This window comes from Sodalinema sp., assembly GCF_046483825.1.
Lineage (GTDB): Bacteria > Cyanobacteriota > Cyanobacteriia > Cyanobacteriales > Geitlerinemataceae > Sodalinema.
In genome coordinates this window covers 20,055-28,637 of record NZ_JAWOCL010000270.1, presented here as the reverse complement: position 1 = coordinate 28,637, position 8,583 = coordinate 20,055, and the positions used below count along the sequence as shown (strand labels likewise).

Below are 8,583 nucleotides of genomic sequence, written 5' to 3'. Positions count from 1 at the left end.
CGCACGATCGGTCAGATCTTGGCCAACCTTGCCAAACCCAATGACGGCAGACGTCACACCGTCAGCACCCCCGGCTGAAGCACGGGGGCTTCGTGCCCTCCCCTTCAGGTAGCTGACCAGCTTAAGCCTTAACGGGCTACGTTCAGAGTAAGAGTTAACGTTCCTACCCTGGAATGCGTGCTAGTTCCAGGCACTAGAACCGAATCGTTAAACAGTTTTAAGGGGTTAAGACAGTGCGATTTGGAAAGTACCGACTCTGAACATTAGCGAAGCCAACGTTACGAGCCATCAGAAGAGACGCAACAATGTCTAACCATGTGTTCGTTTTAGATCCCAACCGCAAGCCGCTGACACCGTGCCAGCCAGGGGTCACACGGTCACTGCTCAACGCGGGGAAAGCCTCGGTATTTCGACGCTACCCATCCACCATTATTCTCAACAAGATTATTCTCAACAAGGAGGTCGATGCTAATCCTGAACCGCTCGAACTCAAATTAGACCCAGGCTCTAAAGTCACTGGAATTGCCCTGAAGCAAGGGGAGCGAATCATCCGAGATGTTTTATCGGGCCTGCCTGATGGACTGAATCGTCTTCTCAGGCAGGCAAAATCACCCCTGTAGGACAGGTTCTCTGCCGTGCGTCTGGTCGTTTTGATCTTACCAAGAACCCACCGCTGTCCCCATTGTGGATTTGTTGCTGACAGAGACCATAACGCAGCTATTAACATCCTTGAATTAGGATTGTGTACCGTAGGGCATACGGGAATTAACGCCTCTGGAGATATCGACCTCTGCCTTGGTGGGGAAACTCCTCAAGGTAAGTCGAGTCGTGGAAAGAGGAAACCCCATCAGTGATGGTGGGAATCCCACGCTATATTCTTTGAATTAGCGTGGGAGGATGTCAACACCGCCTCTAAACGAGTGGCAGGCATCAGCCACAAATACTGCAAAGCCATTCACAGAAAGAATGGTGATGCCGGAGTTTCTCCCCATTAGGAGATCTGTTATGACCTTGAATCCTCTCCATCCCCGTCGTTCCCGCCTCGTCTTCTCACTTGTGCTGGCCCTGACGTTGCTGCTGAGTCTCGTCACCCGTAGCATTCCGGCGATCGCCCAACCGCCGAACATCAGCGACACCGTCACCGAGGTGTATTTTTTCCATAGCCTCACCTGTCCCTACTGTCGCCAACAAGAACCGTTGATGCACTACATCGACGATACCTATCCCCAAGTCAAACTCTGGTCCTACGAAGTCGAAGAATCTCCAGAAATTTGGCAAGAGTTCCGAGAACGCTACGATATCACCTCCGGCGCAATTCCCCGAACCTTCATCGGCGATCGCTCCTTCGTCGGCTATAGCGAAGACGACGGCCCCCTACAGTATCAAAACGCCTATCAAGGCTATATCGGCTACCGGAACCAAATTATCGCCGCGATCGAAACCGAAGCCGGCATTGAAATCAGCCTCACCCAGACCTCAGATCCCGCTCCTAGAAGCGTTCCCTGGTGGCTATTTGCCCTTCCCGGACTCTATGCGGCCAGCTATCCCCTCCTCCAATCTCGCCTCACCCGGCCCGAATCCCGCCGTTTCTGGACAGGAGGGCTAGTTCTAACCGTCATTATCAGCCTCTTCGCCTTCGTCGCCCTCACCCCTGAAGGGATTGTCCGTCAATTTGCCGATCAACTCCCCTTTCCCCTCTTTGTCTTCACCATCGCCTTTGTCGATGGCTTTAACCCCTGTGCCTTCACGGTTTTAGCGATTTTACTCTCCCTACTCACCTACACCAAAAACCGCCGCGACATGGCCCTGGTAGGAACCACCTTTGTCATCACCTCCGGGGTCATATATTTCATCTCCATCATCTTGATGATTACCGTGGGTGCGATTTTCCTAGAACGCTATGGGGCAGTGATTACAGTTGGCCTGGGGGTCATTATTACGCTGGCGGCCTTAATTAACATTAAGGATTTCTTTTTCTTCAAGAAATTGTTTTCCCTATCCCTCTCGGAAAAACAGCAGAAACTCATCACCCAGAAATCCGCCGCCATTGTCCGTTCCTTACAAGCGGCCCGAGGCGATCGCCGTCTGTTTGCGGCGGCCCTAGGAGGAACCATCGTCCTCTCCGTCGTGGTGAACACCTTAGAGTTTGGTTGCACCGCCATCCTACCAATGATCTACTTCACTCGCTTGTTTGGGGTTTGCCAGGCGGGCTGGAGTGCCTGTAGTTTAGGCTGGACGGCTATCTACACGGTGATCTACACGATTCCCCTGTTTGGAATTTTGCTAACCTTCATTTTCTCGTTTCGCTCGGCCCGTGTCACGGAATCCCAAGGACGAGTCCTCAAACTCCTCGGCGGTGTCTTTATGCTATTTTTTGGGCTGATCATGATTTTCAACCCCCAACTACTGATGATGGGTTAGGCGAACGAAGGGAACTTCGCAACAGGGAAGAAGAAGGCACAACCCACCCCTAGTCCCTCCTCCCGAGGAGAGGGCTTGCCTTTCGCCTCTTGCCTTTCGCCTCTTGCCTCTAATTCACAATCTCCCGATGTCCCCCTGGAGTCCCCTTCATGCCCAAATTCACGGAACCCTGAGACGACGGCGATTGTTGTCCAAGGGCGATCGCCTCCTGATTGCCGTGTCTGGAGGACAAGACTCCTTATGTTTAGCCCGAATTATCCTGGATTTACAGCCTAAATGGGATTGGACGGTGGCCATCGCTCATTGTGACCATCGCTGGCGTGATGACTCGGCCGCTAACGCCGCCGCCGTGGCGGAACTCGCGGGGCAGTGGCATTGTCCCTTCATGCAGCGAGTGGCCCAAACACCTCTCTCGGGTGAAGCCGCCGCCCGTCAGTGGCGTTATCAGGTCTTGCAAGAGATGGCCGAGAGTGGCCAGTATCAACAGCTACTCACAGGACATACCCAGAGCGATCGCGCCGAAACTCTCCTGTACAACCTAATTCGCGGTGCAGGCGCTGATGGATTACAGGCCCTATCTTGGCAGCGATCGCTCAGTCCCCAACTCACCTTAACCCGTCCTCTACTCGAAATCTCCCGTCAACAAACCGGGGAATTTTGCCAACAGCAACAACTCCCGATTTGGTGGGATTCGAGCAACGAGAACCGCAACTATGCCCGCAACCGCTTACGTTTAGAGCTGTTGCCCTACCTCGAACAACAGTTTCACCCCCAAGTCAGTGCTAATCTAGCCCAAACCGCCGAACTATTGCGGGCCGATGTGGCCTATCTCAACCAACAGGCTCAACAACTTTTAGAACAAGCCTTAGATGAGAAAGCTTTAGATGAGAAAGCCTTAGATGAGAAAGCCTTAAACCGTTGTTCATTGCAAGACGCGCCCCTCGCCTTGCAACGACGCGCCCTACGTTTCTATCTCAAATCCCGACTTCAGCGCGATCCCAGCTTTGCCCAGGTCGAGAAACTGCACGCTCTCATCAATGCTCCCAACCGGACTCAGAGCGATCCCTTTCCCGGAGGAGCGATCGCCCGCGTCAGCCATCCTTGGATTCACTGGCTTGACGGCGATTGATGGGTCCTAGCCTCTACTCCGCCGCCGTCAAATGGCCCACCACCTCTTGCAGTTGCGTCACCGCATTTTGTTGAGAGTCAGCCAATTCTTGTAAATGCTCTAGGGAACCCGAGAGGGGATCAGTCGTATCCTTCAGATGCGTTAGGCGATCGCGTAGAGCATCAAGGAGTTCCTGATACGCATTCACCCGGCCCCAAGTTTGGGCAATTTCAGCGCGTTGCTCCCGAAGTTGGCGATCGCGATCCTTGAGATCCTGAAGCTGGGCCTCATCCGCCGCCGCCTGTTGCTCAACCTGACCCCGTAACGCCTCTAATTCCCGGCGTAGGGTTTCCAACTCACCCTCGAGTGTTTGCACCTGTTGCTGAAGACGTTGTTGCTGATCGCTCAGGCGAGATAGCACCGGACTAACATCCACCGTTCCCCCAGAACTCACCGGTTCCGGGGGATTTCCCAACCGCCGCCACAACACACTTTGATGTTGATTCATAATGCGTTCGCGTTCCCGGAGACTGCGTCGTTGTCCCACCAGAGTGTCATTGAGGAAACCGTAACTTTCCTGTAAATCGGCTAACTCAGCTTCTAAGGAGGTGCGATCGCCGCCACTGGCCCGGGCCACCTTCGCCTCCAACTCATTGAGATCCAGGCGTTGTAACATCAACTCCTCCTGCTCATCAATCACCAGACGCATTCCCGTCTCCAGCTCATTTTGTAACTCACGAACCCGCTCCTGAAGATTATTCAACGGCATTCGTTCAAGTTCCGACAAATCCACATCCGCCCCAGTCGCCGTCGGAGCCGCCCCACTGCTGAGCGATGACATCTGCGTCGCCATCTCATCGAGACCACTCAACTGAGTCCGCAAGCCCTGCAACAGCTCATCCTTGACCTCAACCAGACGCTCACGAACCGCCATCTCCGTGCGTTGTCCGGCCAAATCAAGCTGAGACTGATGCCACTCTCCCCAGCCGCGATCGAGATCTTGCACCGCCTCATCCAACTGAGACTGACGCTCCTGAGCCTGACGGCGCCAGTCCTCCAGCTGAGCCATCCGTTCTTCTAGCCAAGCCTCCTGAGCCGTTAACTGCTCCTGCATTCGCGTCAGAGACTCCTGAAGCTCCTCGGGTTGCAACATCACCTCCGCAAGATAGTCAAGCCATTGCTGTAAACGACTGGCCTGCTCCGCATCAACCGAGCCAGACCCTTGTAACTCCTCCCGTTCCCCTTGTAGCTGAGTCCAAGCCGCCTCAAGCTCCTGACGAGACCGTTCCGCCTCCTGACGTAAGCGGTCAATTTCCCCCTGCTGCGCCTCAATCTCTCCCTGTTTGGCCTCTAACCGTGCTAATTCCTGCTGAACATTATCCACCTCTTCCCGGTGGGCTTCCATCTCCATCTCGCGGCGATTGAGCTCCTGACTTTGATAGGTCAGAGACTGCTTCCACTGTTCAATCTCTTCCTCTTGGGTCTTAAATTTCTCCTGAAAACGAGAGAAATTCTGCAAAATCTTAACCAGTTGTCCGCTGGCCTCCTTGAGACTGCCTTGAACTTGCTTACTGGCATTGAGATCAGCAAACACCAAAGCGCCGGAATTAAAATTCCCAGAATCATCCGCCGGGACGACATCATCCCCTGGCACAGGAACCCAATTATATTCTCCTCGTTGACTGGCTAACAGTCTTAGCTCCGTTTTGCCACTGCCGAAAACGCCACTTTTCTTGAGGACTTCCGCTAGATACAGCACGCTTGTTTTTCCTTTCCCGAATTATCGTACAGACCAGACAGGGAACCCGACACGATCAAGTCTAGGGCATCTTGGCTCACCATCATTGAAGATTGTGGTGAGGGCCATTGCCCACAGCGGGATCGGTTGAGTTAAGAAACCCATCCTGAGCATCGCTCAATTCTTTTTGTGACCCCAGGTGGTCGTTGTGACCTGTAGACTGGAATGGGGTCACAACTTGAAATCTTTCCCTATCCTAACCCGCGTACCACCGTCTGGCACAATCATCTGGCACAATGGCACGTTAATGTCACTCTCGTTAAGCATCATTCCAGGCGGTGAGGACACAACCCAATGGCTGGCAGACAGGGAAATACTGCCGTTGTCCCGCCAAGATGAAGTAGACGATCACGCCGCGAGCTTAAAAGCCACATGCAGGGAAATTTAAACGAAATTGATATCCGCAGTATCCTGCAACTGATCGAACTCGGTCAGCGCACCGGAGAACTTTTCGTCGAAACCTATAGCTCGCCGCCGACTCCGGCTCGTGCCTATAGTCCCGCCCATATCCATCGGGAGATGGCCACCTCTCAAAATTCCTGGTTTGTCTTTTGCGCCAACGGTCAATTAGTCTATGCCGGAGGCAATCCCGATGGCAACCTGACTCGATTACGGGATTACCTGCGCTACTACCAACTTGATCACCTCATCGATCAGATTCAGCGCTCAGCCTTTGAAGCCACCAATGCTCCTGAGTATGGCTGTTTATGGCAACTTCTCGAAAATCATCTGATTGCCCCAGAACAGGGTCGGAGTATTCTGCGCAAAATGGTCCATGAAACCCTCTTCGATTTGCTCAGCCTTCATCAAGGGTCCTTTATTTTCGATATGGGGCCAGCCCTATCCCCTCAACTGATGACCCTGGAAATGGCCACTCCCCTGTCCAAAACCGCCAAACAGGTGCAGGAATGGAAGCAGTTTTATCCCCATCTGCAATCTCCTCATCAACGTCCTGCCATGACCAACTTAGAGGGATTAAAAGCTGAGCTGCCCCCCAAAGCCTTTAATACCCTCAACCGCCTCTGTGATGGAAAAACCTCCCTGCGTCAGATGTCGCGGTATTTGCACCGGGATCTCGTTCCCATCGCCCGGGCCATCCACCCCTATGTCAAACGCGGCTGGGTGCAAATGCTGTCTCCGCGCAGTGATCCCCATGGGGGCGATCGCCTCGATACCGGCCTACGTCCCGCCACCGCTCGCGTCCCCCGCATTGTCTGCATCGACGACGAACGGACCATCCGCAAAACCATCGAGTTGATGCTCAAACCCCACGGCTACGAGATTACCTCCTTCGGCAGTTCCCTCAAAGCCCTGTCTCTGGTGTTTCCCCTCAAACCCGATTTAATCCTCTGTGACATTGCCATGCCTGAACCCGACGGCTATGAAATCTGTGCCATGTTGCGCAAATCTCGGGCCTTTCGGCAAACGCCGATTATTATGCTCACGGGCCGCGACGGCTTTATCGATCGCGTGCGAGCGCGCATGGTTGGGGCCACCGACTATCTCACCAAACCCTTTGGCGAACAAGAACTCTTGATGTTACTCGAAACCTATATCGGCCCTGGCGTTGATAGCCCCGACACCTCCTCCGATGCCTCCCTCGATGATCCAGCGCTGGGGGTTTGAGCTAAGACGGCCAGCTCAAACGAATCTTAAACTGGCCTTCAGAGGGGCTGGCCTCCTAGTCTATCAATGGCGCAAGAGGACGCCCACTCTAGCCTTCGGCTTAGTGTCGAGATGAATCGCACCCAAGCAACTGGCATTCGCTTAGGACATCCTTAACGGGTTCATCAGTTGTGGTATCATCGACCAAGCGGTAATGCGCGTAAGATGTTACAGGGACTGACTTCCCCAGGAGAGTACCTCGCGACAAATATCACCCTTGAACAGGTAATGGTGACGGGTCTCGACCAACTTAAAGCTGTCAAAAGCAAGGTCACCACAACTCAATAAAAATTCAAATCCTTCTGCGGTCGGGCAACTCGTGGAAGTCGCGGCGAAACATGTTTCGCCTCGACTCAGAGGCTTGTGGATTCGGTCTGACGGGGGTAGTTTCATTTTGAAGTTACCGAGTTAAGAGCAGAAGAAGCAAGAATCTCCCGCTATACCGAAGGTTGGCGGTGAGAGTGTCAAAATCGTGAGTCGTTCTCAGACACAACCGCCACGGATTCTCGACGCGGATTCCGTCAAAACCCAAAGGGTCTGATAACGTTATGTTAATGGCGAACCTCAAACAGGCAGCAGAGCAATCTACCCCGATGAATGGTCAGGGTTCGGACGCGAGCGTTCGGTCAGGATTCGCGAGCAGGTAAGTAAGTAAATGAGTAAAGTTCTGGTTATTGAAGATAGTGTCACCCAGCGGGAGATGATTGCGAACCTTTTGCGAGGGAGCGGACTAACCGTGATCGAGGCCACCGACGGCGTGGAAGCCCTGGATAAAATTCAGGGCAATCCCCCCGATTTAGTGGTCCTCGATATTGTCATGCCCCGAATGAATGGTTATGAAGTCTGTCGTCGCCTCAAGGCCGATCCGAAAACCCAGAACGTACCCGTGGTGATGTGTTCGTCCAAAGGCGAAGAATTTGATCGCTACTGGGGCATGAAACAGGGAGCCGATGCCTATGTGGCGAAACCCTTTCAGCCGACAGAACTGGTGGGAACCGTCAAGCAAATGTTACGGGGCTAAAGGACAAGACTGATGGTTGGGAATCCAGATTTTTTGATGGGGCAGTCTGAAGACGATCTCGCCCCAGAGTTTCAGGAACTCGAAACCCCTGAAGGTGAGTTACATCTAAGGTTTCAGGTTCCCTCGGGACGAGAACTGGCACTTCCTGCCACCGGGATTCGTGAAGTCCTCGACCCCCCTCCCGATCGCATCACCCCCATGCCCAATGTCTCGCCGCTGTTATTGGGAACCTTTAATGTGCGAGGGCGTGTCATCTGGGTGGCCGACTTAGGACAGTTCCTGGGGGATTCGCTGGCCTTAAACACCGATCGCGCCGAAATATTCGTGATCGCGGTCGAAGACCAAGACACTATACTAGGGTTAGCAGTTGAACGGATTGTTAAAATGCAGTGGCTTGATGTGGAGAAACTGCAAATGCCAACAGATATTCCTGATGGCGTGGCGCCGTTTTTACGCGGGGAATGGGTGTTTGAAGAAAACGAACGACCCATCACCCTACGGCTGCTTGACCAAGTCTCAATTCTGCGCTCAGCACGGTGGGCAGCTTGAGGGTTACAATGAGCGCCATGG

Annotated in this window: 7 protein-coding genes and 1 pseudogene; 7 read left to right on the top strand and 1 reads right to left on the bottom strand. The window is 53.5% G+C overall.

Annotated elements, in window-relative coordinates:
• Positions 1-305 precede the first annotated feature (305 nt).
• From R6U67_RS17270 to tilS, 4 genes and pseudogenes are all read left to right on the top strand, one after another.
• Positions 306-551 (top strand): annotated as a pseudogene (locus R6U67_RS17270) (RRXRR domain-containing protein); the annotation flags it as partial.
• Between the two features lie 84 nt (positions 552-635).
• On the top strand, positions 636-854 hold the full coding sequence (locus tag R6U67_RS17265; RefSeq protein ID WP_410253696.1) for a zinc ribbon domain-containing protein: 219 nt from the start codon (positions 636-638) through the stop codon (positions 852-854).
• Between the two features lie 151 nt (positions 855-1,005).
• Positions 1,006-2,421 carry a thioredoxin family protein gene (locus R6U67_RS17260; RefSeq protein ID WP_410253695.1) on the top strand — a complete coding sequence of 472 codons (1,416 nt, stop codon included), beginning with the start codon at positions 1,006-1,008 and terminating at the stop codon, positions 2,419-2,421.
• A gap of 127 nt (positions 2,422-2,548) precedes the next feature.
• Positions 2,549-3,550: a tRNA lysidine(34) synthetase TilS gene (gene tilS / locus R6U67_RS17255; protein ID WP_410253698.1), complete on the top strand. Its 1,002-nt coding sequence runs from the start codon at positions 2,549-2,551 to the stop codon at positions 3,548-3,550.
• Positions 3,551-3,563: 13 nt separating this feature from the next.
• Here tilS and hmpF read toward each other — a convergent pair whose 3' ends face one another.
• Entirely contained in the window at positions 3,564-5,288 is a 1,725-nt protein-coding gene (gene hmpF, locus R6U67_RS17250) for a pilus motility taxis protein HmpF (RefSeq protein ID WP_410253694.1), read from the bottom strand.
• 411 nt (positions 5,289-5,699) lie between these two features.
• Here hmpF and R6U67_RS17245 point away from each other — a divergent pair, with 411 nt between their 5' ends.
• The 3 genes from R6U67_RS17245 (at position 5,700) to R6U67_RS17235 (ending at position 8,562) form a co-directional block, all read left to right on the top strand.
• Positions 5,700-6,953, top strand: coding sequence for a response regulator (locus R6U67_RS17245; RefSeq protein WP_410253693.1), 1,254 nt, complete (start codon positions 5,700-5,702; stop codon positions 6,951-6,953).
• 694 nt (positions 6,954-7,647) lie between these two features.
• Positions 7,648-8,013 (top strand): response regulator transcription factor, encoded by a 366-nt coding sequence (locus R6U67_RS17240; protein WP_068789591.1) that lies wholly within the window; start codon positions 7,648-7,650, stop codon positions 8,011-8,013.
• Between the two features lie 12 nt (positions 8,014-8,025).
• Complete coding sequence (locus R6U67_RS17235; protein WP_410253692.1) at positions 8,026-8,562, top strand: chemotaxis protein CheW; 537 nt, start codon at positions 8,026-8,028, stop codon at positions 8,560-8,562.
• The last annotated feature ends 21 nt before the right edge of the window (positions 8,563-8,583 follow it).

Excerpts from the sequence above, each read along its gene's own strand:
- R6U67_RS17260 (WP_410253695.1), top strand. The coding sequence starts at position 1,006 with ATGACCTTGAATCCTCTCCATCCCCGTCGTTCCCGCCTCGTCTTCTCA.
- tilS (WP_410253698.1), top strand. The coding sequence starts at position 2,549 with ATGTCCCCCTGGAGTCCCCTTCATGCCCAAATTCACGGAACCCTGAGA.
- R6U67_RS17245 (WP_410253693.1), top strand. The coding sequence starts at position 5,700 with ATGCAGGGAAATTTAAACGAAATTGATATCCGCAGTATCCTGCAACTG.
- R6U67_RS17240 (WP_068789591.1), top strand. The coding sequence starts at position 7,648 with ATGAGTAAAGTTCTGGTTATTGAAGATAGTGTCACCCAGCGGGAGATG.
- R6U67_RS17235 (WP_410253692.1), top strand. The coding sequence starts at position 8,026 with ATGGTTGGGAATCCAGATTTTTTGATGGGGCAGTCTGAAGACGATCTC.